The organism is Streptomyces sp. NBC_00285 (assembly GCF_036174265.1).
Taxonomy (GTDB): domain Bacteria; phylum Actinomycetota; class Actinomycetes; order Streptomycetales; family Streptomycetaceae; genus Streptomyces.
The window spans coordinates 2,702,851-2,726,078 of record NZ_CP108055.1; the positions used below are offsets into that span (position 1 = coordinate 2,702,851).

The 23,228-nt window shown below is 69.8% G+C and carries 19 protein-coding genes; 5 read left to right on the forward strand and 14 right to left on the reverse strand.

Annotation, left to right across the window (positions count from 1 at the left end):
• Positions 1–16: 16 nt before the first annotated feature.
• The 3 genes from OHT57_RS12380 to OHT57_RS12390 form a co-directional block, all read right to left on the reverse strand.
• The gene (locus OHT57_RS12380) at positions 17–1,123 is read right to left on the reverse strand and encodes an amidohydrolase family protein (protein WP_328746289.1); all 1,107 of its coding nucleotides are present in this window, start codon (positions 1,121–1,123) and stop codon (positions 17–19) included.
• A 141-nt stretch (positions 1,124–1,264) separates the two neighbouring features.
• On the reverse strand, positions 1,265–1,597 hold the full coding sequence (locus OHT57_RS12385; protein ID WP_328746291.1) for a hypothetical protein: 333 nt from the start codon (positions 1,595–1,597) through the stop codon (positions 1,265–1,267).
• 44 nt (positions 1,598–1,641) lie between these two features.
• Positions 1,642–2,595, reverse strand: coding sequence for a heme o synthase (locus OHT57_RS12390; protein ID WP_328746293.1), 954 nt, complete (start codon positions 2,593–2,595; stop codon positions 1,642–1,644).
• Between the two features lie 353 nt (positions 2,596–2,948).
• Here OHT57_RS12390 and tkt point away from each other — a divergent pair, with 353 nt between their 5' ends.
• The 5 genes from tkt to pgl are packed head-to-tail and all read left to right on the forward strand — an operon-like array spanning position 2,949 to position 9,642.
• Positions 2,949–5,036, forward strand: coding sequence for a transketolase (gene tkt / locus OHT57_RS12395; protein ID WP_328746295.1), 2,088 nt, complete (start codon positions 2,949–2,951; stop codon positions 5,034–5,036).
• 32 nt (positions 5,037–5,068) lie between these two features.
• Positions 5,069–6,187, forward strand: coding sequence for a transaldolase (gene tal, locus OHT57_RS12400; RefSeq protein WP_328746297.1), 1,119 nt, complete (start codon positions 5,069–5,071; stop codon positions 6,185–6,187).
• 4 nt (positions 6,188–6,191) lie between these two features.
• Positions 6,192–7,715 (forward strand): glucose-6-phosphate dehydrogenase, encoded by a 1,524-nt coding sequence (zwf, locus tag OHT57_RS12405; RefSeq protein ID WP_328746299.1) that lies wholly within the window; start codon positions 6,192–6,194, stop codon positions 7,713–7,715.
• Positions 7,712–8,863 (forward strand): glucose-6-phosphate dehydrogenase assembly protein OpcA, encoded by a 1,152-nt coding sequence (gene opcA, locus OHT57_RS12410; RefSeq protein ID WP_328746301.1) that lies wholly within the window; start codon positions 7,712–7,714, stop codon positions 8,861–8,863. The genes zwf and opcA overlap by 4 nt, the downstream gene beginning before the upstream one ends.
• Positions 8,860–9,642, forward strand: a complete 783-nt coding sequence (pgl, locus tag OHT57_RS12415) for a 6-phosphogluconolactonase (protein WP_328746303.1) — start codon at positions 8,860–8,862, stop codon at positions 9,640–9,642. The genes opcA and pgl overlap by 4 nt, the downstream gene beginning before the upstream one ends.
• Positions 9,643–9,922: 280 nt before the next feature.
• Here the strand turns inward: pgl and OHT57_RS12420 are convergent, their stop codons facing one another.
• The 11 genes from OHT57_RS12420 to OHT57_RS12470 all read right to left on the reverse strand — a co-directional run bounded on the left by OHT57_RS12420 (position 9,923) and on the right by OHT57_RS12470 (position 23,019).
• Positions 9,923–10,258, reverse strand: a complete 336-nt coding sequence (locus OHT57_RS12420; protein ID WP_082412914.1) for an RNA polymerase-binding protein RbpA — start codon at positions 10,256–10,258, stop codon at positions 9,923–9,925.
• Positions 10,259–10,472: 214 nt separating this feature from the next.
• Positions 10,473–10,703 (reverse strand): preprotein translocase subunit SecG, encoded by a 231-nt coding sequence (secG, locus tag OHT57_RS12425; protein ID WP_328753185.1) that lies wholly within the window; start codon positions 10,701–10,703, stop codon positions 10,473–10,475.
• A 104-nt stretch (positions 10,704–10,807) separates the two neighbouring features.
• Positions 10,808–11,584, reverse strand: coding sequence for a triose-phosphate isomerase (gene tpiA, locus OHT57_RS12430; RefSeq protein WP_328746306.1), 777 nt, complete (start codon positions 11,582–11,584; stop codon positions 10,808–10,810).
• Positions 11,585–11,590: 6 nt separating this feature from the next.
• Positions 11,591–12,802: a phosphoglycerate kinase gene (locus tag OHT57_RS12435; protein ID WP_328746308.1), complete on the reverse strand. Its 1,212-nt coding sequence runs from the start codon at positions 12,800–12,802 to the stop codon at positions 11,591–11,593.
• 132 nt (positions 12,803–12,934) lie between these two features.
• The gene (gene gap, locus OHT57_RS12440) at positions 12,935–13,945 is read right to left on the reverse strand and encodes a type I glyceraldehyde-3-phosphate dehydrogenase (protein ID WP_328746311.1); all 1,011 of its coding nucleotides are present in this window, start codon (positions 13,943–13,945) and stop codon (positions 12,935–12,937) included.
• A gap of 214 nt (positions 13,946–14,159) precedes the next feature.
• Complete coding sequence (locus OHT57_RS12445) at positions 14,160–17,111, reverse strand: M14 family metallopeptidase (protein ID WP_328746313.1); 2,952 nt, start codon at positions 17,109–17,111, stop codon at positions 14,160–14,162.
• Between the two features lie 146 nt (positions 17,112–17,257).
• Positions 17,258–18,247: a DNA-binding protein WhiA gene (gene whiA, locus OHT57_RS12450; protein WP_328746314.1), complete on the reverse strand. Its 990-nt coding sequence runs from the start codon at positions 18,245–18,247 to the stop codon at positions 17,258–17,260.
• Positions 18,238–19,305 carry a gluconeogenesis factor YvcK family protein gene (locus OHT57_RS12455; protein ID WP_328746315.1) on the reverse strand — a complete coding sequence of 356 codons (1,068 nt, stop codon included), beginning with the start codon at positions 19,303–19,305 and terminating at the stop codon, positions 18,238–18,240. The genes whiA and OHT57_RS12455 overlap by 10 nt, the downstream gene beginning before the upstream one ends.
• On the reverse strand, positions 19,302–20,261 hold the full coding sequence (gene rapZ, locus OHT57_RS12460; RefSeq protein ID WP_328746317.1) for an RNase adapter RapZ: 960 nt from the start codon (positions 20,259–20,261) through the stop codon (positions 19,302–19,304). The genes OHT57_RS12455 and rapZ overlap by 4 nt, the downstream gene beginning before the upstream one ends.
• Positions 20,258–22,291: an excinuclease ABC subunit UvrC gene (uvrC, locus tag OHT57_RS12465; protein ID WP_328746319.1), complete on the reverse strand. Its 2,034-nt coding sequence runs from the start codon at positions 22,289–22,291 to the stop codon at positions 20,258–20,260. Before uvrC ends, rapZ begins: the two co-directional genes overlap by 4 nt.
• A gap of 53 nt (positions 22,292–22,344) precedes the next feature.
• Complete coding sequence (locus tag OHT57_RS12470) at positions 22,345–23,019, reverse strand: response regulator transcription factor (RefSeq protein WP_328746321.1); 675 nt, start codon at positions 23,017–23,019, stop codon at positions 22,345–22,347.
• Positions 23,020–23,228 lie beyond the last annotated feature (209 nt).

Here is a 23,228-nt window from a genome sequence, read left to right on the forward strand (position 1 = left end):
ACCCATCCTGTACAGCTCACTCCAGCCCGTACAGCCTCCGCGCGTTCCCCGCCGCGATCAGGCCGGCCACCCGCTGTGCGTCCGACGCCGACCACGCTCCCTCCGTGACCCAGCCGCCCAGCACCCGGGCCAGTGCCTCGCGGAAGAGGCTGGCGCCCACCACATGCAGTTCGGGCAGGCTGTGGGCGCCACTGGAGAAGACGATCTTGCCGAAGGGGGCCAGCTCCAGGGTCTCCGCGAGGACGGTCGCCGCGCGGGCGCCAGTGCGGACCAGGGCGGCGCCGGAGTCGGCGTAGACGTGCGGGAAGACGCCGGCGAGGTGGGCGGCGTGGCGATGGTAGGGGTAGCTGTGCAGCAGCACGAGGTCGGTGCCGAGGCCGGCAGTGGCGCGGACGAAGTCGGTGAGCAGGACGGGGTCGGTGCGGTCGATGCGCAGGCCCGGTTCGCCGAGCCCGGCGTGCAGTTGGAGGGGCAGGCCGGAGGCGACCGCGATCCACAGCAGGTGTCGTAGGAGCACGGGGTCGGACAGTTCGCCGCCCACCCGGCGGCCCGCGAGCCACCTGCCTGCCGCGCCCCGCACCTCGCCCGGCCCCGGCGGCTCGGGCGCCAGTGCGAGGCCGTGCCGTACGCCCGCCACCGAGGTGAAGGCCACCGCGTTCACGGCGGCGCCGTGCACCGACTCGGCGAGGTTGGCGAGGAAGGACTCGACGGTCCCGGAGGTGTCGGCGACCTGTTCGGCGAGGAGTTCCAGGCGGACGATCTCGCGGGTCTCGGCGGCCGCCGCGGTGGCCAGTTCGGTGGGTCCCGTGAGGTCGCCCGGCAGCCCGGTGTCGACCAGGTAGGTCGTGATCCCGCTGCCGCGCAACAGCCTGCGGCCCGTCTCCAGTACGCCCAGTTCACGGCGCCGGGCCAGATAGCGGGCGGGCGGACAGTGCGGTTCGAGACCGAGGAGCGGCGGACACCAGCGTCGTAGGGCGAAGCCCGTCTGAGTGTCGAACAGTGTGGTGCCCGGGGCGGGAGGGCCCTCGGTGCGGGCCAGCTGGGCCTCGAAGGTGCCGAGACCCAGCTCCGTTCTCAGTACGCCGTGGCAGTACTGGTCCACGAGGGACGGCGTTTCGATCATCCGGGCTCCCCGTGTCAGGACCGTGGCACTGCTCACAGGTCCTAACGGGTGAACCGGGCATCAGGTGCTGCTGTCACACACCCCGTGCGAAACGCTTCGCGGGTTGGGACGGCTCATCCACGGAGAAGGGGACGCGCTCGATCAGCCGTTGGCCGGTCCGCCGAGCTGGAGGCCCGCCATCCGGCTCCACTCGTACGGCCCCGTCTTCACCTTCGCGGCGAACTCGCCGTCGAACTCCTCGTGCACGGTGATGCCGGACTTCTCGACGGCCTTCTCGGCGATGTCGTGCGAGGGGGCCACCAGGTCGCCCCAGCCGCCGTCCTCACCGACGAGGACGATCCGGGTGCCGCGCTCACCGATGTGGGCCAACTGGCCCTCGGCGCCGCCGTGCTCCTTGGAGAAGGCGCTGATCTGCTTGGCGAGCCGGGCGACCTTGCGCTCGGCCTTCGCGTCAACCTGCTGCGTGTCTGCCATGCCCAGGATGCTACCGACCGGTAGAAGGGGCGGCGACGTGACGCTCACCTCAGGAAGGGGTCCACGGCGACGGCCACGAAGAGGATCGACACATAGGTGATCGACCAGTGGAACAGCCGCATCTCCTTGAGCTTGCCGCCGGTCACCTCGGCCTTGGCGCGGTTCTGCAGCCCGTGCGCCTCCCACAGCCAGAAGCCGCCGGCCGGCAGCGCGACCGCCGTGTAGAACCAGCCGGTGTAGCCGAGCGGGGTCAGCAGCAGGGAGACGGCGACCATCACCCAGCTGTAGATGACGATCTGCCGGGCGACCACCTTGTTGGAGGCGACCACCGGCAGCATCGGCACGCCCACGCGTGCGTAGTCCTCCCGCACCTTCATGGACAGCGGCCAGTAGTGCGGCGGCGTCCAGAAGAACATGACCAGGAAGAGGATGACCGGCGCCCACGACATGGAGTTCGTGACCGAGGACCAGCCGATCAGGACCGGCATACAGCCGGCGATGCCGCCCCACACGATGTTCTGGGAGGTACGGCGCTTGAGGATCATCGTGTAGACGACGACGTAGAAGAGGAGCGCTCCGAGCGACAGCCAGGCCGACAGCCAGTTGACGGCGAGGCCGAACAGGAGTGTCGAGACGACCGCCAGCGTGATGCCGAAGGCCAGACACTCGCGCGGCGACACCATGCCGGTCACCAGCGGTCGCTGCGAGGTGCGGTCCATGAGCGCGTCGATGTCACGGTCGATGTACATGTTCAGCGCGTTGGCGCCGCCCGCCGAGAGGTAGCCGCCGAGGCAGGTCAGCAGGACCAGCTTCAGGTCCGGCACACCCTGCTGCGCCAGGAACATCACCGGCACGGTGGTGATGAGCAGCAGCTCGATGATCCGAGGCTTGGTCAGCGCCACGAACGCCTTGACACGGGCCCCGAACGGCCGGTGACCCGAGCTCTTGCTCTCCCCCAGCACACCGACTGGACGGGATTCGACGGCCGTCACGCACACCCCTACAGAGACATCCCAGCAGGCCTCAGCCGTGTGAAGTCCCGGTAAAGGCCCGCGCGTACCACGCCACTGTAGACGTTGCCCATACCCCGACATTCGCGGGGGTCGGGTCGTGTCCGACGACTCCCCCGGAAGAGCTCGCCGCCACTCGGTTGAGCACTCCGATGAGCAGCTCCGTATTCAGTTGCCGAATGCGCTCCCGGCCAGTCGGGAGGCGGATCCCCGAGAGTCCCGGCAGTCTGGAATGGCTCGAAAAAACGCACGTACTTGCGGGGGTAGGCTCGACAAAGACCGGGCGTCCCGCGCACCGGCATTCGACATGCGTGACATGTGGAGAGGAGCCCTGACCCAGGGTGAGCACCAAGCCGACCACCACAGACCTCGAGTGGACCGAGCTGGACCAGCGGGCCGTCGACACCGCCCGCGTCCTGGCCGCCGACGCCGTACAGAAGGTCGGCAACGGCCATCCCGGTACGGCGATGAGCCTGGCCCCCGCCGCGTACACCCTCTTCCAGAAGGTGATGCGGCATGATCCGGCCGACCCCGAGTGGGTCGGGCGCGACCGCTTCGTGCTGTCCGCCGGCCACTCGTCCCTGACCCTCTACACCCAGCTCTACCTGGCCGGTTTCGGTCTGGAGCTGGACGACCTGAAGGCGTTTCGGACCTGGGGTTCCAAGACCCCCGGCCACCCGGAGTACGGGCACACCAAGGGCGTCGAGACCACGACGGGACCGCTCGGCCAGGGTGTCGCCAACGCCGTCGGCATGGCGATGGCCGCCCGCTACGAGCGCGGTCTGTTCGACCCGGAGGCCCCGGCCGGCGAGTCGCCGTTCGACCACTTCGTCTTCGCCGTCGCCGGTGACGGCTGCCTCCAGGAGGGCATCTCCGCCGAGGCGTCCTCGCTGGCCGGCCACCAGCAGCTCGGCAACCTGGTCCTGCTGTGGGACGACAACCACATCTCGATCGAGGGCGACACCGAGACGGCCGTGTCCGAGGACACCGTCAAGCGGTACGAGGCGTACGGCTGGCACGTCCAGCGGGTCGCCCCGAAGCCGGACGGCGACCTCGACCCGAACGCCCTCTACGACGCGATCGAGGCCGCGAAGCGGGTGACGGACCGCCCGTCCTTCATCGCGATGCGCTCGATCATCGCCTGGCCCGCCCCGAACGCGCAGAACACCGAAGCCGCGCACGGCTCGGCGCTCGGCGCCGACGAGGTCGCGGCCACCAAGCGGGTGCTGGGCTTCGACCCGGAGCAGTCCTTCGAGGTCTCCGACGAGGTCATCAACCACACCCGGCAGGCGCTGGAGCGCGGCCGTCAGGCGAAGGCCGAGTGGGAGAAGTCCTTCCAGGAGTGGCGGAACAACAACGCCGAGCGCGCCGCGGAGTTCGACCGGATCGCCACGGGCGAACTGCCCAAGGACTGGGAGTCCTTCATCCCGGTGTTCGAGCCGGGCAAGGGTGTCGCCACGCGTGCCGCCTCCGGAAAGGTGCTCCAGGCCCTCGGCGCCGTGATCCCCGAACTGTGGGGCGGCTCCGCCGACCTCGCGGGCTCGAACAACACGACGATCGACAAGGACAGTTCGTTCCTCCCGGCGGACAACCCGCTGCCGGAGGCGAACCCTTACGGCCGCACGATCCACTTCGGCATCCGCGAGCACTCCATGGCCGCGGAGATGAACGGCATCGCGCTGCACGGCAACACCCGTATCTACGGCGGCACGTTCCTCGTCTTCTCCGACTACATGCGCAACGCGGTGCGGCTCTCGGCGTTGATGCACCTGCCGGTGACGTACGTGTGGACGCACGACTCGATCGGTCTCGGCGAGGACGGCCCCACCCACCAGCCGGTCGAGCACGTCGCCGCGCTGCGCGCGATCCCGGGCCTGAACGTGGTCCGCCCGGCGGACGCCAACGAGACCGCGATCGCCTGGCGCGAGATCCTCAGGCGCTACACGAAGGTCTTCGGCAAGGGCGCCCCGCACGGCCTGGCGCTGACCCGTCAGGGCGTGCCGACGTACGCGCCCAACGAGGACGCGGTCAAGGGCGGTTACGTCCTGTTCGAGGCCTCCACCGGTTCTCCGGAGGTCGTCCTGATCGCGACCGGTTCCGAGGTGCACGTCGCCGTCGAGGCGCGCGAGCAGCTCGAAGCGGACGGTGTGCCCACCCGTGTCGTCTCCATGCCGTGCGTGGAGTGGTTCGAGGAGCAGGACCAGGGGTACCGGGACAGCGTGCTGCCGCCGGCCGTGAGGGCGCGTGTCGCGGTCGAGGCGGGTATCGGCCTCACCTGGCACAAGTACGTCGGGGACGCCGGTCGCATCGTTTCCCTGGAGCACTTCGGTGCTTCCGCGGACGGCAAGGTCCTCTTCCAGGAGTTCGGTTTCACTGGCGAGAACGTGGCCGCCAAGGCCCGGGAATCCCTCGCCGCCGCCCAGCGCTGACGCTCACACACGACCGTAGGAGATGTAATTCCATGACAGACGCACTCAAGCGCCTCTCCGAGGAGGGCGTCGCGATCTGGCTGGACGACCTGTCGCGCAAGCGGATCACGTCCGGCAACCTCGCCGAACTGATCGACCAGCAGCACGTCGTGGGCGTCACCACCAACCCGTCGATCTTCCAGAAGGCGATCTCGGAGGGTGACGGCTACGACCAGCAGGTCTCCGACCTGGCCTTCCGCAAGGTCTCGGTCGAAGAGGCCATCCGCATGATCACGACGGCGGACGTCCGGGACGCCGCCGACATCCTGCGCCCGGTCTTCGACGCCACCGACGGCCAGGACGGCCGGGTCTCGATCGAGGTCGACCCGCGCCTGGCGCACAACCTCAAGGCGACCGTCGCCGAGGCCAAGCAGCTGGCCTGGCTGGTCGACCGCCCCAACACCCTCATCAAGATCCCCGCCACCCAGGCGGGCATCCCGGCGATCACCGAGGTCATCGGCCTCGGCATCAGCGTCAACGTCACGCTGATCTTCTCGCTGGAGCGCTACCGCCTGGTCATGGACGCGTTCATCGCGGGCCTGGAGAAGGCCAAGGAGCGCGGCCTGGACGTGTCGAAGATCCACTCCGTGGCGTCCTTCTTCGTGTCCCGCGTGGACACCGAGATCGACAAGCGGCTCGACGCGCTCGGCACCGACGAGGCCAAGGCCGCCCGCGGCAAGGCCGGCGTAGCCAACGCGCGCCTCGCCTACCAGGCGTACGAGGAGGTCTTCTCCACGGAGCGCTGGACCGCGCTGGAGAGCGCGGGCGCCAACAAGCAGCGTCCGCTGTGGGCCTCGACCGGTGTCAAGGACAAGGCGTACAAGGACACGCTGTACGTCGACGAGCTGGTGGCGCCGAACACGGTGAACACCATGCCGGAGGCCACCCTGTTCGCCACCGAGGACCACGGCCAGATCCGCGGCGACGCGGTGTCCGGCACGTACGAGCAGGCCCGCGCCGAGCTCGACGCGCTGGAGAAGCTCGGCATCTCCTACGACGAGGTGGTCGTACTGCTGGAGGAAGAGGGCGTCCAGAAGTTCGAGGACGCGTGGAACGACCTGCTCAAGTCGACCGAGGCGGAGCTTCGGCGCCTCGCCCCTTCGGAGGGCTGAACTCTTGTCGAGCAGCAACCCGCTGCGTGACCCCGCCGACCGACGGCTCCCGCGTATCGCGGGGCCGTCGGGCCTGGTCATCTTCGGCGTCACGGGCGATTTGTCACGAAAGAAGCTCATGCCCGCCGTGTACGACCTTGCGAACCGGGGTCTGCTGCCGCCGGGCTTCTCGCTGGTCGGCTTCGCCCGGCGCGAATGGCAGAACGAGGACTTCGCGCAGGAGGTCCACGACGCGGTCAAGGAGCATGCCCGTACGCCGTTCCGCGAGGAGGTCTGGCAGCAGCTCATCCAGGGGATGCGCTTCGTCCAGGGCACCTTCGACGACGACGACGCGTTCGAACGGCTGCGCGCCACCATCGAGGAGCTGGACAAGGCACAGGGCACGGGCGGCAACTTCGCCTTCTACCTGTCCGTGCCGCCGGGCGCCTTCCCGGTGGTCATCCAGCAGTTGAAGAAGCACGGTCTTGCCGACCAGTCGAGCGGCTCCTGGCGCCGCGCGGTCATCGAGAAGCCCTTCGGCCACAACCTCAAGTCGGCCGAGGAGCTCAACGCGACCGTCGAGGAGGTCTTCGCCCCGGACCAGGTCTTCCGCATCGACCACTACCTGGGCAAGGAGACCGTCCAGAACATCCTGGCGCTGCGCTTCGCCAACACGATGTTCGAGCCGATCTGGAACCGGTCCTTCGTGGACCACGTGCAGATCACGATGGCCGAGGACATCGGCATCGGCGGCCGGGCCGGCTACTACGACGGCATCGGCGCCGCCCGTGACGTCATCCAGAACCACCTGCTCCAGCTCATGGCCCTCACCGCCATGGAGGAGCCGGCGTCCTTCGACGCGGACGCGCTGGCCGCGGAGAAGACCAAGGTGCTCGGCGCGGTGAAGCTGCCGAAGGATCTGGGCCGCGACACCGTGCGCGGGCAGTACGCCGAGGGCTGGCAGGGCGGCGAGAAGGCGGTCGGCTACCTCCAGGAGGAGGGCATCGACCCCAAGTCGAAGACCGACACCTACGCGGCCATCAAGGTGGAGATCGACAACCGGCGCTGGGCGGGTGTGCCGTTCTACCTGCGCACCGGCAAGCGCCTCGGCCGCCGGGTCACCGAGATCGCGGTGGTCTTCCAGCGGGCCCCGCACTCCCCCTTCGACACGACGGCCACCGAGGAGCTCGGCTCCAACGCGATCGTCATCCGCGTCCAGCCCGACGAGGGCGTCACCGTCCGCTTCGGCTCCAAGGTGCCGGGCACCTCCATGGAGATCCGGGACGTGTCCATGGACTTCGCCTACGGCGAGTCGTTCACGGAGTCCTCGCCCGAGGCGTACGAGCGCCTCATCCTCGACGTCCTGCTCGGCGACTCGAACCTCTTCCCCCGCACGGAGGAGGTCGAGCTGTCCTGGAAGATCCTCGACCCGATCGAGGAGTACTGGGACCGGCACGGCAAGCCCGCCCAGTACCCCTCCGGCACCTGGGGACCGGTCGAGGCGGACGAAATGCTCGCACGAGAGGGACGGAGCTGGCGCCGGCCATGAAGACAGACCTCACGGACACCACTGCCAGCAAGATCAACAAGGCGTTGGTGAAGGGCCGCCGGGACATCGGCACACCGGCCGTCGGCATGGTGCTCACGCTGGTCATCGTGACCGACGAGGAGAACGCGTACGACGCCCTGAAGGCCGCGAACGACGCGTCCCGCGAGCACCCCTCGCGCACGCTCGTGGTCATCAAGCGGGTGTCGCGGAGTTCCCGCGACCGCACCCAGTCCCGCCTCGACGCCGAGGTACGGGTGGGCGCGGACGCGGGCACCGGCGAGACGGTGGTGCTACGGCTGTACGGCGACGTCGTCGACCACGCCCAGTCGGTCGTCCTTCCGCTGCTGCTGCCGGACGCGCCGGTCGTCGTCTGGTGGCCGGTGGCCGCGCCGCTGGACCCGGCCGGCGATCCGCTCGGCGCGCTGGCTCAGCGCCGGGTCACCGACACGTACTCCTCCGAGCAGCCGGTGAGCGAGCTGTCGGCGCGCGCCGGCACCTACACCCCGGGGGACACCGACCTCTCCTGGACCCGCATCACCCCGTGGCGCTCGATGCTGGCCGCCGCGCTCGACCAGGTCACCTGCGAGGTGGCGGCCGTCGAGGTGGAGGGCGAGGAGTTCAACCCGAGCTGCGAACTGCTGGCGATGTGGCTGGCGGACCGGCTGGACGTGCCGGTGAGGCGGTCCCTGTCGGGCGGTCCTGGTCTGACGGCCGTACGGCTGCACACGGACAGCGGTCCGATCGTCCTGGACCGTGCCGACGGCTCGCTCGCCACGCTCTCCATCCAGGGGCAGCCCGACCGTGCGGTGGCGCTGAAGCGCCGGGACACGGCCGAGCTGATCGCCGAGGAGCTGCGCAGGTTGGACCCGGACGACACATACGCGTCGGCGCTGCGGTTCGGGGTGGAGAAGCTGAACACGTCGGCGCCCTTTCCGGAACCGGCCGCCAAAGGAGACACCGGCTCCGGCGCCGGAGAATCCCGCTCCGCAGACACCGTCTCCGCAGAGCAGGCCCCAGCCGGAACCTCCGCGGAAATCGCCGTCAAAGCCCCTGTCGAGGGCCCTGCGAAAGCTGCCGGGAAGGAAGGGCCGACGGCGCCCTCGCTGAAGCCGGTCCCCTCCGGGCTGTCCGGGAAGGCGGGGAAGTGAGCACCCCGCAGCTGGTCGTGCACCGCGACAAGGAGCTGATGGCCCAGGCCGCCGCGGCCCGTCTGATCACGAAGATCGTGGACGCGCAGGCCTCACGGGGCTCGGCGTCGGTGGTCCTCACCGGCGGGCGCAACGGCAACGGCCTGCTGGCCGCCCTCGCCGTGGCGCCCGCCCGGGACGCCGTGGACTGGGGCCGCCTGGACCTGTGGTGGGGCGACGAGCGTTTCCTGCCCGAGGGCGACCCGGAGCGCAATGTCACGCAGGCCCGCGAGGCCCTGCTGGACTCCGTACCGCTGGACCCGAAGCGCGTGCACGCCATGCCCGCGTCGGACGGTCCCCACGGCGACGACGCCGACGGGGCGGCCTCCGCGTACGCGGAGGAGCTGGAGCGGGCGGCGGGCCCCGAGAACCATGGCACGGTGCCGACCTTCGACGTCCTGATGCTGGGCGTCGGCCCGGACACCCACGTGGCGTCCCTGTTCCCGGAACTCCCGGCGGTACGGGAGACCGAGCGCACGGTCGTCGGGGTCCATGGCGCCCCGAAGCCTCCGCCGACCCGGATCACCCTCACGCTGCCCGCCATCCGCGCGGCCCGTGAGGTCTGGCTCCTGGCGGCCGGTGAGGACAAGGCGAAGGCCGCGGCGATCGCCCTGTCCGGCGCGGGCGAGATCCAGGCCCCGGCGGCCGGTGCCCGCGGCCGGGCCCGCACCCTGTGGCTGCTGGACTCGGCGGCGGCCTCCCAGCTGCCGAGGTCGCTGTATCCGCCTGCTTCGTCGTAACACCCGTCTTCGAGAAGGCGGTTGAACGCCGGGTCCCTCCTGGGAGGGGCCCGGTGTTCGCGTTCTCAGCGGGAGACGCGCCGGTCCCAGTCCTGCGGCGCCTCGCGGATCCGCCCGTCGCCTCGACCGACATCACGGCTCCCCCTCCCGGTCCGCGCATCACACCTCGATGCACAAACCGTAGAGGCCGCCACTGACAATCGGCCTGGCCGGCGTCGGGACAGCAGCCGTGAAACGGCTCCGGCCAGTCACCTCTCGGTGCCCGGCCGGTTCTCGACTTCTAGATCTCGCCCCGCAGTTTGGCGAGCGCCTCGGCGAGGATCGCCTCACCGTCCGCATCGCTGCGCCGCTCCCGTACGTACGCGAGGTGCGTCTTGTACGGCTCGGTGCGCGGCGGAGCCGGCGGGTTGTCCCGGTCCTGTCCGGCGGGAAAGCCACAGCGTGGGCAGTCCCAGGTTTCGGGCACCTGCGCGTCGCTGGCGAAGCTGGGCACCGTTTCGTGCCCGTTGGAGCACCAGAAGGAGATGCGCAGACGCGGGGCGGACTCGCCCCGCTCGGCCTCGCCCATCGGCCCCGCCCCGACCCGGCTACCACGGATCGCGTTGCCACTTGCCACGGTCGTAACTCCCTGCGTGATGGTGCCGCGAAGCGAGTCGGCGTTTCGCTTCGTTGCGAGCGCCTCAGTCTACGTAAGGCCCAACGCGCGTCCAGTGATTGGAGTTACAGCCCTCACACCTAGACGCAAGCCCCATGATAGGCCGCGCTCAGCTGCGCGTACCGAACATGGGGCCTTACGTGCGGAATGTACGTGCTGTGTGTGGCGTGGCCGCTCAGCTGTTCGTCTTCATGAGCAGGCCGAGCACGATGACGCACACGAACCACAGCACACCGACCATCACAGTGATGCGGTCGAGGTTGCGCTCGGCGACCGAGGAACCGCCGACGGACGACTGCATGCCGCCACCGAACATGTCGGAGAGGCCGCCGCCCTTCCCCTTGTGCATCAGTACCAGCAGCATCATCAGCCCGCTGAAGACGATCAGGGCGATCGAGAACCCCAAAACCACGGCTGGACCAACTCTCTCGGATTCGGATGAACGACGGGGACATGGCGGCTTCCCACCATGCCCCCGCAAGGGTACGACGTATTACCGCCGGGGCCTACTTACTGATCCCGGAAGCGCACGATCTTGACGAACTCATCGGCGTCCAGCGAGGCCCCGCCGACGAGGGCGCCGTCGATGTCGGCCTTGGACATGATCTCGGCGACGTTGCCGGCCTTGACGGAGCCGCCGTACTGGATGCGGACCCGGTCGGCCAGTTCCTGGGTGTACAGCTCGGCGAGCTTCCCGCGGATGGCGGCGCAGACCTCCTGGGCGTCGTCCGCGCCGCAGACCTTGCCGGTGCCGATGGCCCACACGGGCTCGTAGGCGATCACGACGGACTCGGCCTGCTCGGCCGACAGGTCCTTGAGGCCGCCCTCGACCTGGGCGAGGGTGTGGGAGACGTGGTTGCCCGCCTCGCGGACCTCCAGTTCCTCGCCGACGCACAGGATCGGGGTGAGGCCGTGCTTGTAGGCGGCCTTCACCTTGGCGTTGACGATCTCGTCGGTCTCCGCGTGGTACTGACGGCGCTCGGAGTGGCCGACCGCCACGTACGTGCACTTCAGCTTGGCCAGCATCGAGCCGGAGATCTCACCGGTGTAGGCGCCGGAGTCCTGCGCCGAGAGGTCCTGGGCGCCGTACTTGATCTTGAGCTTGTCGCCGTCGACCAGGGTCTGCACGGAGCGCAGATCGGTGAAGGGCGGCAGGACGGCGACCTCGACGGCCTCGTAGTCCTTGTCCGCGAGGGCGAAGGCGAGCTTCTGGACGTGCGCGATGGCCTCGAGGTGGTTGAGGTTCATCTTCCAGTTACCCGCCATGATCGGCGTGCGAGTGGTCATGCGGGGTCAGTCCTCCAGTGCGGCGAGGCCGGGGAGCGTCTTGCCCTCGAGGTATTCGAGGGAGGCGCCGCCGCCGGTCGAGATGTGGCCGAATGCGTTCTCGTCGAAGCCCAGGATGCGGACGGCCGCGGCGGAGTCGCCACCGCCGACGACCGTGAAGGCCGGGGAGTCGAGGAGTGCCTGGGCGACCGCCTTGGTGCCCTCGGCGAAGTCGGGGTGCTCGAAGACGCCCATCGGGCCGTTCCAGAAGACGGTGGCGGCATCGGTGATCTTCGAGGCGTACAGCTTGCCGGACGCCGGGCCGATGTCCAGGCCCAGCTGGTCGGCCGGGATCGCGTCCGCGGCGACGGTGGTGGCGCCGCTCGGGGCCTTGGTCTTCAGGTCCGGGAACCCGGGGGCGACCACGGCGTCGACGGGCAGCACCAGCTCGACGCCGGTCTTCTCCGCGCGCTCGATGTACTCCAGGACCGCCGGGATCTGGTCCTCCTGGAGGAGCGACTTGCCGACCTCGTACCCCTTGGCCTTGAGGAAGGTGTACGCCATGCCGCCGCCGATGAGGATGCGGTCGGCCTTGCCGAGGAGTTCGTCGATGACGGCGAGCTTGTCGGAGACCTTGGCGCCGCCGAGCGCGACCACGTACGGGCGCTGGACGTCGTCCGTGAGCTTCTTCAGGACGCCGACCTCGGTGGCGATGAGGTAGCCGGCGTAGTGCGGGAGCTTGCCCGGGAGGTCGAAGACCGAAGCGTGCTTGCGGTGCACCGCGCCGAAGCCGTCGCCGACGTAGACGTCGGCGAGAGCGGCGAGCTGGTCCGCGAAGGCGCCCCGCTCGGCGTCGTCCTTGGAGGTCTCTCCGGCGTTGAAGCGGAGGTTCTCGACGACCGCGACCTGGCCGTCGGCGAGGCCCGCGACCGTGGCGGTGGCCGACTCACCCACCGTGTCGGTCGCGAACGCCACGGAGGCGTCCAGGAGTTCACCGAGGCGCGCGGCGGCCGGGGCGAGCGAGAAGGCCGGGTCCGGGGCGCCCTTGGGGCGGCCCAGGTGGGAGGCGACGACCACGCGGGCGCCCGCCTCGGCGAGCGCCTTGACGGTGGGCAGCACGGCGCGGATACGGCCGTCGTCGGTGATCGTGGTGCCGTCGAGCGGCACGTTCAGGTCGGCGCGGACGAAAACCCGCCTGCCTGCCACGCCTTCGGCGAGAAGTTCGTCGATCGTCTTCATTGAGAGGGCTCCCGAATGACTGGTGGTGCTCGTGATGCTGAGAGGGCCGGTCCGTACGCGAGTCAGGGCTCGGACTGCGCGTCCCTGCGCCGCCCGAGCCCTGCTCTCACATCAAAGTGCCTGCTCTGTGGATCAGAGCTGGTTGCCGACGAAGACCGTGAGGTCGACGAGGCGGTTGGAGTAGCCCCACTCGTTGTCGTACCAGCCGAGGATCTTCACCGTGTTGCCCTCCTGGACCATGGTCAGGGAGGAGTCGAAGGTGCAGGACGACGGGTCGCCGACGATGTCCGAGGAGACGATCGGGTCCTCGGTGTAGGTCAGGAAGCCCTTGAGGTCGCCGTCGTCGGAGGCCTTCTTGAACGCGGCGTTGACCTCGTCCTTGGTGACCTCGCGCTGCAGCGTCACGACCAGGTCGGTGGCCGAGCCGGTCGGGACCGGGACGCGCATCGCGATGCCGTCCAGCTTGCCCTTGAGCTGCGGGAGCACCAGCGCGGTGGCCTTGGCGGCACCGGTCGTGGTCGGGATGATGTTCTCGGCGGCGGCGCGGGCGCGGCGCAGGTCCGAGTGCGGGAAGTCCAGGATCCGCTGGTCGTTCGTGTACGCGTGGACCGTCGTCATCAGGCCCTTGACGATGCCGAAGTTCTCGTCGAGAACCTTGGCCATCGGCGCCACACAGTTGGTGGTGCAGGAGGCGTTGGAGATGACGTGGTGGTTGGCCGCGTCGTACTTGTCCTGGTTGACGCCCATCACGATGGTGATGTCCTCGTCCTTGGCCGGAGCCGAGATGAGGACCTTCTTCGCGCCGCCGGCGATGTGCTTCTCGGCGTCGGCCTTCTTCGTGAAGATGCCGGTCGACTCGATGACGACGTCGACGCCCAGTTCACCCCACGGGATGTCGGCGGGGTTGCGCTCGGACAGCACCTTGATGGTCTTGCCGTCGACGGTGATCGTGTCGGCGGTGTGCGACACCTCGGCCTTGAGTCGGCCCAGGATGGTGTCGTACTTGAGCAGGTGAGCGGTGGTCGCGGTGTCACCCAGGTCGTTGACAGCCACGATCTCGATGTCAGCACCCTGCTCCAGCAGCGCGCGGAAGTAGTTACGACCGATGCGGCCAAAGCCGTTGATGCCTACGCGGATCGTCACGAAACCGATCTCCTCGTTGGTACGCCGGGTTCGACTCCGGCGAGCTGTATGGGATGTCCCCGACCACCCCCGACCCTACCTCCCTGAGACCGGCGCGGTGACATCGAGATGCCCCATACACGGCAGGGCGGTCCGTACCCGCCAGTAGGGGTACGGACCGCCCCGGACCGAAAGCTCCGGTCACCCGGAACGACCGCGTCGGGTCATCCCGGGTTCACCCGCCGATGGCCGCGAGTGCCTTGCCGAGCAGGGCCGTGCGGTCGGCCGCCGCGGTGACGTGTTCCAGGCCGAAGCCCAGCAGCACGGTGTCGTCCGTGGTGACCGCGCCGTACGTCTTGAACAGCTCTCCGACGCGCCCCCAGTCCTGCACGACCGCGGGACTGCCCGCGGGCGGCCCGGGCACGCTCCACGCGCCGAGCGAGGTCTCGAAGCCCTCGGTCTCCACGGCCTGGCCGCCGATGACGACGGACGCGTTGTCCGCGAGGACACCCCGGCCGCCCGAGCCCGGGTCGGTGATGTAGCTGAGGGAGACCTCGACCTTCTTGCCCGCGTACGCGGAGAGGTCGAAGGAGACCTCCTGCCAGCCCGCCGACGCCCCGGTGAAGCTGTTCCACTGACCGCTGGTGCCGGTGGCCGTGCAGCCGTCCGTACCGAGCGTCAGATACCGCTTGAGCGCGGGGTGGGCCGCGATGAAGAACCCGGCGCCGCACTCGGCGGGTACGGCGTTGGTGGTGGCGCCGCCCTTGTCGGGGAGGGTGGTCCAGTCCTCGGCCCCGGCGGTGTGCGCCTCCAGGACGGCGTGGTCGTAGCCCTCCTCGGTGTCCCACAGCAGCCGGGTGCGCAGTGCGGGCGCCTGCGCGGCGGTCACCTGGGTGAGGTCGATGGTGCGGGTGAGGCGGTCCCAGGCGTAGTCGCTGTGCGTGACGGCGGCCATGGACGCACCCTCGTAGGGACCGTACGGGTTGGGCGTGCCGGGATAGGCGGCCGCTCCCGCGCTCGCGAACTGCGGGTAGGTCGCCACGGGCAGGTTGTCCGAGGTGACGCTGAAGGATCCGGCCGCGTCGAGCGGGTTGCCCGGGGCGGCGCCGAGGGCTCCGGAGGCCCCGGCGAGCTTGCCGCTGCCCTGGAAGGCGGTGGCGCCCGGCAAGGTCGTACGGGTGTAGGCGCCCAGGTAGTACTGGCTGAAGTCGTTCGACAGGGTGCCGCCACCGAGGTCGACGTTGCCGCCGGCCCGTTCGCCCGCCTCGACCAGTTTGCCGCCCTCGTTGAGGAAGGCGCGCAACTGGAGCTGGGTGGGATTGCCCGGGACGGCCGCGCCCGTGTAGTGCACGACCGACCTGAAGTGGTCCAGCACGCCGAGCGCGTCGGGCGCGCCCTGGGTGGCGACGTTCCAGACGATCGCCTTGCGGCCGTTCGCCTTCAGCGCGTCGACGTACGTCTGCGCCTGTGTGGCGTTCGCGCCCTCCTCGGCCACCACGAGCACGTCCGCGCGCGGCCGTTCGGCCACGGTGTAGGTGAAGTGCGTGCTGGAGGTGGGCTTTTTGCCCTTCGTCGCGCCGGTGAACCAGACCTCGACCTTGTCACCGGGATCGCCGTGGGCGATCTTGGCCCGGTACTCGTCGAAGTAGAGGTTGTCGTCACCGCCGTACGTCTCGCCGCCCTTCCAGGCCCGCAGGGCCATGTGCTGTGTACGGCCGCCGTTGACGCGGTACTTGAGCTCCTTGTCGCGCACGGACCTGCGTACGACGACGGAGACCTCCTGGTCGGCGCCGCGCGCGTAGGACGTGGTGAACGGCTTCGGGGTGAAGTCGGCGGCCTTCAGGCCGAGTGAGGAGGCCGGCTGGTCGGGGTGGGCGGCGGTCTCGGCGACCGAGAGCGCGAAGGGGAGGTTCTTCTCGAACTCCTGCTGGATCAGCTTCTCGTCGTCCGGGAAGTTGAAGACCGACTGGCAGTCGGCCGCCTTCCACTGGTCGTTCGGGTCGAGGTCCGAGGCGGTCTGGCAGGTCGACATCTCGGGGGTGAACATCGCCAGGCCGTTGACGTTCGAGGCGTGGCCGTCCGCCTCGCCGTTGGTGGTGTACAGCTCGGAGGAGACCTGCGGGCGGTAGCCGGGGATCGCCGAGTTGTCCGGGGTGCCGGCGAGGGACTTGTAGAGGACGTCGTCCGGGGTGTCGGTGGCCACCTGCCAGCCGACGCCGTAGAGGAGGAGTTCGGCGGCGGAGTGGTAGTTGATGCCGTACGCGAAGCCGATCCGCTTCTCGAAGGCGTCCAGGGCCTTGGTCTCGGGCTCGGAGGACGGGGCCGTGCCGCGGTAGGTCTCGCTGGTGGGGTTGGGGGACGAGCCCTCGTTGTCGTAACCCCACTTGTAGGAGAAGTTGCGGTTGAGGTCGACGCCGTCGCCGACGCCGATCGTGCCGTCAGCGTTGTTGTCGTGCAGGTTCTTGCGCCACAGGCGGTTGTCGGCGTTCTGGAAGGTGTAGTCGTAGCCGTCGGGGTTGGCCGACAGGACGAACCACAGCTCGGTGGAGTCGACGATCTTCTTGATGCGCTTGTCGCTCTTGTAGTGGTCGACGTAGTGGTGGAGCAGCCGGCGGGTCATCTCCGGCGTGATCCACTCGCGCGCGTGCTGGTTGGACATGTAGAGAACGGCGGGTTTGGCGCCGTCCTTGGACTTCTTCGCGTCCTTGGTCAGTTTGAGCGCGAGGATGTCCTTGCCGTTCACGGTCTTGCCGATGGAGACGACCTTGGTGAGCCCGGGGTTGGCGCGGGCGGTCGCGAGGATCTCCTCCTGCAGGCCCCCCTTTCCGCTGTACGGCCGGAACACGCCCTCGGCGGCCTTGTCCACGCGGGCCTCGGCCTTGGCGGTCAGCGTGTGCTCAGTGAGCTCGACGCCCTGCCCTTCGAGCTTCTCCGCCTCCTGGTCGGTGAGGTAGACCTCGACGGTCGCGGTGCCCTTGGCGGGCACCTGCTCGCTCAGTTCTTGGCCGTCCTGCCCGGCCGCCAGCAGCAGGGGTACCTGCCCGCTGGTGACCTCGGCGCGGAAGACCTTGACTTCGCTTGGATCAGGAGAACCTGCGCTCTGCGCGGCATGGGCGACGGGTGCGATACCCGCGCCGCCGAGCAGAAGTGCGCCAACAGCGAGGATCGGTCTCGCTCTTCGTCTCATGAGCCCCCCTTGCGGTGGTCCGCCACAGCAGCGAACAGATGCCAGGCTCATGACAGTTCATGATCGAGTCAAGGGTGCCTCACGGATACGCAAACGCCGGTGCCGACATCCCGAGTGGGCGTCGGCACCGGCGTGGTGAGCGAGAGTCAGCCGACCAGGTTGTCGGCCATCTCCTCGGTGATGCTGGATTCCGTGCTCGGGATGCCGAGGTCGGATGCCCGCTTGTCGGCCATCGCCAGCAGTCGGCGGATACGGCCGGCGACGGCGTCCTTGGTCAGCGGCGGGTCGGCGAGCGCGCCCAGCTCCTCCAGGGAGGCCTGCTTGTGCTCGATGCGCAGTCGCCCCGCGGCGGCCAGGTGCTCGGGCACGTCGTCGGCGAGGATCTCCAGGGCGCGCTGGACCCGGGCCCCGGCGGCGACGGCCGCGCGCGCGGATCGTCGCAGGTTGGCGTCGTCGAAGTTGGCGAGCCGGTTCGCCGTCGCGCGCACCTCGCGGCGCATCCGGCGCTCCTCCCAGGCGAGCACCGACTCGTGGGCGCCCAGCCGGGTGAGCAGGGCGCCGATCGCGTCGCCGTCCCGGACCACGACCCGGTCGACCCCGCGGACCTCGCGGGCCTTGGCCGCGATGGACAGCCGGCGGGCGGCGCCGACCAGGGCCAGCGCGGCCTCCGGACCCGGGCAGGTCACCTCCAGGGAGGAGGAGCGGCCGGGCTCGGTGAGTGAGCCGTGCGCCAGGAAGGCCCCGCGCCAGGCGGCCTCGGCGTCACAGGTGGCGCCGGAGACGACCTGCGGGGGCAGACCCCGGATCGGCCGGCCGCGGCCGTCGACCAGGCCGGTCTGGCGGGCCAGCTGGTCACCGCCCGCGACCACCCGGACGACGTAACGCGAGCCGCGGCGCAGCCCGCCCGGTGCCATCACGATCAGTTCGGAACTGTGGCCGAAGATCTCCAGAATGTCCCGCTTGAGCCGACGGGCCGCCATCGCGGTGTCCAGCTCCGCCTCGATCACAATGCGCCCGCTCACCAGGTGAAGGCCGCCGGCGAACCGCAGAACAGCGGAGACCTCCGCCTTTCTGCAGCAGGTCCGGGTGACGGGAAGCCGGGAGATCTCGTCCTTCACCGCTGCCGTCATCGCCATGGGCCGATCCTTCCATGCATCCGAAAAATACGGTCGTACGCGGCGGCCAACAGCTCCGGGTCGTGCCTCGGGGTGCCGTCGGGCCAGGCCACCGGCGCCAGCTCGACCGCGGCGCCGAACCGCTTGGCGGCATCGGTGAGGGAATCGCGGTCGGGCACGGCGGCCTGGTCGGCCAGCACCACGTCCAGGGCGAGTTTAGGGGCGTGTCGTCCCAAAACCTCCAAATGACGCTGCGGGGAGAAGCCATCGGTTTCTCCCGGCTGCGGAGCGAGGTTCAGGGAGAGCACCCGGCGCGCCTTCGTCTGGGTCAGCGCGTCGAGGAGTTCCGGCACCAGCAGGTGCGGGATGACCGAGGAGAACCACGAGCCGGGACCGAGGACCACCCAGTCCGCGTCCCGCACGGCCTCCACCGCCTCGGGGACCGCCGGCGGGTCGTGCGGCACGACGTGCACGGACTGCACCTCGCCCGGCGTCAGGGCCACGGTCGCCTGCCCCCGTACGGTGTCCACGTCCTCGGGCCGCTCCGGGTCGTGCCCCTTGACCAGGGCCTGGAGCTCCAGGGGTACGGCGGACATGGGCAGCACGCGCCCGTGCGCGCCCAGGAGCCTGCCGACCAGGTCGAGGGCCTGGACATGGTCGCCGAGCTGCTCCCACAGGGCGACGATCAGCAGGTTGCCCACCGCGTGTTCGTGCAGGTCGCCCTTGGACTGGAAGCGGTGCTGGATGACCCGGGCCCAGGTCTGGCCCCAGTCGTCGTCCCCGCACAGCGCGGCCAGTGCCTTGCGCAGGTCGCCTGGCGGCAGCACACCCAGCTCGTCGCGGAGCCGGCCGCTGGAGCCGCCGTCGTCGGCCACGGTGACGACGGCGGTCAGGTCACCGGTGATCCGGCGCAGGGCGGCGAGCGACGCGGACAGGCCCATGCCGCCGCCGAGCGCGACCACCTTGGGCTGGGCACCGCGGCGGCGCGGTTTGGCGCCGCGTGCCTCGACGGGACGGCTCACCCGCCCCTCGGGCACCGCCCGGCGCAGCCTGCTCAGCCGGGAAGAACGTCCTGTCATTCCCGTCCCATGTCCCGGTGCACGACCACCGTCTCCACACCCTCGGCCGCGAGGCGCGCGGCGAGCTTCTCCGACGTGGCCACCGAGCGGTGCTTGCCGCCGGTGCAGCCGATGGCGATGGTCACGTACCGCTTGCCCTCGCGGCGGTAGCCGGCCGCGACGAGGCGCAGCAGCTCGGCGTAGCGGTCGAGGAACTCCTTGGCACCGGGCTGGTTGAAGATGTACGCCGACACCTCCTCGTTGAGGCCGGTGAAGGGGCGCAGTTCCGGCACCCAGTGCGGGTTGGGCAGGAACCGCATGTCCGCGACCATGTCGGCGTCGACCGGGAGGCCGTACTTGAAGCCGAAGGACATGACGGTGGCCCGCAGCTCGGGCTCCTCCTCGCCGGCGAACTGGGCGTCCATCTTGGCGCGCAACTCGTGGACGTTGAGGCTGGAGGTGTCGATGACCAGGTCGGCGTCGCCACGCAGCTCGCGCAGGAGTTCGCGCTCGGCGTCGATGCCGTCGACGATGCGCCCGTCGCCCTGGAGGGGGTGCGGGCGGCGCACCGACTCGAAGCGGCGCACCAGGGCGTCGTCGGAGGACTCCAGGAAGACGATGCGCCGGGTGACGTGCTTGGCCGCCAGGTCGGCGAGGGAGTCACGGAGGTTGTCGAAGAAGCGTCGGCCGCGGACGTCGACGACGACCGCGATCCGGGCGACGTTGCCCTGGGAGCGGGCGCCGAGTTCCACCATGGTGGGGATCAGCGCGGGCGGCAGGTTGTCGACGACGAACCAGCCGAGGTCCTCCAGACACTTGGCGGCGGTCGAGCGGCCGGCGCCGGACATCCCGGAGATGATCACCAGCTCGGGGATGGCCGTCTCCGGGACTCCGGCCGATTCGAGGGGTGCGCCCGTGCTCACCTGTGCGTCGTCCCCGCTCTGGTCCTGTTGTTCTTCGTGCTCGTTCACATTCATGTCTCCTGCCCCCGTCGTTCGTCCGGGGCACCCGCCGTCACGGGCTCCCCACCGGAACCCGTGGTGCCGGGTTCCTCCTCATCCATGATCTCTCCAGTCGCCGTGTTCACGGCGGGCGCGGGCGGGGCCGCCTGGGCGAGGGCCACGGCGATCGTCTCGGCCGTTTTGCGGCCTATACCGGGGACCTCGCAGATCTGGTCGATGGTGGCGGATCGTAGTTTCTTCAAGGACCCGAAATGTTTCAGCAGGGCCTGCTTGCGCGTGTCCCCGAGGCCGGGCACCTCGTCGAGGGGGCTCGACCGGAAGCGCTGGGCCCGCTTGGTGCGCTGGTAGGTGATCGCGAAGCGGTGGGCCTCGTCGCGGACCCGTTGCAGAAGGTACAGGCCTTCGCTGGTGCGGGGGAGCACGACCGGGTCGTCGTCGTCCGGCAGCCAGACCTCCTCCAGGCGCTTGGCGAGGCCGCAGACGGCGATGTCGTCGATGCCCAGCTCGTCCAGCGCCCTCTTGGCGGCGGCGACCTGGGGCTGTCCGCCGTCGACGACGACGAGCTGGGGCGGGTAGGCGAACTTCTTGGGGCGGCCGTCCTCCTCGGTGAACGTGTCCTCGCCGTCGGCCCACTCCCCCGTCTTCTCCTTCTCGGCGAGATAGCGCCGGAAGCGGCGGGAGATCACCTCGTGCATGGACCGGACGTCGTCCTGCCCGGCGAACCCCTTGATCTGGAACCTGCGGTACTCGCTCTTGCGCTGCAGCCCGTCCTCGAAGACGACCATGGAGGCGACCACGTCGTCGCCCTGAAGGTGGGAGATGTCGTAGCACTCGATCCTGAGCGGGGCGCTGTCCAGGTCGAGGGCCTCGGCGATCTCCTCCAGGGCACGCGAGCGCGTGGTCAGGTCGGAGGCGCGCTTGGTCTTGTGCAGGGCGAGCGAATGCTGGGCATTGCGCTGCACGGTCTCCATGAGGGACTTCTTGTCGCCGCGCTGCGGGATGCGCAACGAGACGTTGGAGCCACGGCGCCCGGTGAGCCACTCCTGGACCGGCTCGACCGGGTCGGGCAGGGCCGGGACGAGGACCTCCTTGGGGACCGCGTCGCCCTTCTCCTCGCCGTAGAGCTGCTGGAGGGCGTGCTCGACGAGGGCGCCGGTGGTGATCTCCTCGACCTTGTCGGTGACCCAGCCGCGCTGGCCCCGGACGCGTCCGCCGCGGACGTGGAAGATCTGGACTGCGGCCTCCAGCTCGTCCTCGGCGACCGCGATCAGGTCGGCGTCGGTCGCGTCGGCGAGCACGACGGCGCTCTTCTCCATGGCCTTCTTCAGGGCCCCGATGTCGTCGCGCAGGCGGGCCGCCCGCTCGTACTCCATCTCGTCGGCCGCGTCCGTCATCTGCTTCTCCAGACGGCGGATGTAGGTGCCGGTGCGGCCGGCCATGAAGTCGCAGAACTCCTCGGCCAGGTCCCAATGTTCGTCGGCGGAGACGCGGTCGACGCAGGGCGCCGAGCACTTGCCGATGTAGCCGAGGAGGCAGGGGCGGCCGGTGCGGGTGGCGTTCTTGAAGACGCCGGCGGAGCAGGTGCGAACGGGGAAGACGCGCAGCAGGAGGTCGACGGTGTCGCGGATCGCCCACGCGTGTCCGTAGGGCCCGAAGTACCTGACGCCCTTGCGTTTCTGGCCACGCATCACCTGCACGCGTGGGAAGTCCTCGTTCATCGTCACCGCGAGGTACGGGTAGCTCTTGTCGTCGCGGTACTTGACGTTGAACCGGGGGTCGTACTCCTTGATCCAGGAGTACTCCAGCTGGAGTGCCTCGACCTCCGTGGACACCACGGTCCACTCCACGGACGCGGCCGTCGTCACCATGGTGCGGGTGCGGGGGTGCAGGCCCGCCAGGTCCTGGAAGTAGTTCGCCAGGCGCTGGCGCAGGCTTTTCGCCTTTCCGACGTAGATCACCCGGCGGTGCTCGTCGCGGAACCTGTACACCCCGGGAGAGTCCGGGATCTCCCCTGGTTTGGGGCGGTAGCTGGAGGGATCGGCCATGTCTCCCACCCTACTGGCGAGGGCTGACACTCCGACGAGCCTGTGGAGGACGGCTAGCGGGACTCCAGGAACGTCAGCACGGCCAGGACGCGACGGTGGTCGTCGGTGTCCTCCGTGAGGGCGAGCTTGCCCAGGATGCTGCGGACGTGTTTCTCGACGGTGCCCTCGGTGACCCACAGGCGGCGGCCGATGCCGGCGTTGGAGCGGCCCTCCGCCATCAGGGCGAGGACCTCGCGCTCGCGGGAGCTGAGATGGGCGAGTGGGTCGTCGCGGCGCTGGGCGGCGAACAGTTCCTGTACCAGGGACGGGTCGACGACCGAGCCGCCCCGCTGGATGCGCTCCAGTGCCTCGGTGAACTCCTCGACGACGGTGACCCGGCTCTTGAGGAGATAGCCGACCTTGTGGCCGCTCACCAGTAGTTCCAGGGCGTCCTCGACCTCGACGAACGCCGACAGGACGAGAATGCCGGTGTCGGGATGGCGTTCCCGGATCGTGCGGGCCGCCTTGAGGCCCTCCGTCGAGTGGTCCGGGGGCATCCGGATGTCGACGATCGCCAGTTCGGGGCGTTCCTCGTCGACCAGTTCCAGGAGCCGGGCCGCGTCGCCGGCCTGGCCCGCGACCTGGTACCCGAGGCGCTCGCACAGGCTGGCCAGGCCCTCCCTGAGCAGGATGTCGTCATCGGCGAGGACCACCCGTCCCCGTGCCGGCCGCTGCGATACGTCGTCCATGGCCCCGGTCCCCCCTGCCCGGCCTCCGCGGTGCGCCGTCCGCGGTCCGAGCCGCCCCGGCCCGCCCGCTGCCTGCGCCCCAACAGCCTGCCCCACCCGTGGGGTTACGGCTAGCCGTAAGCGGAATTGGAGGCCTGCCGTGACGACATGCGGGCGTGTCCGGGGGATTCTCGAACCAGTGCAGATGCAGTCCGGCCGGCCGTCCCGGG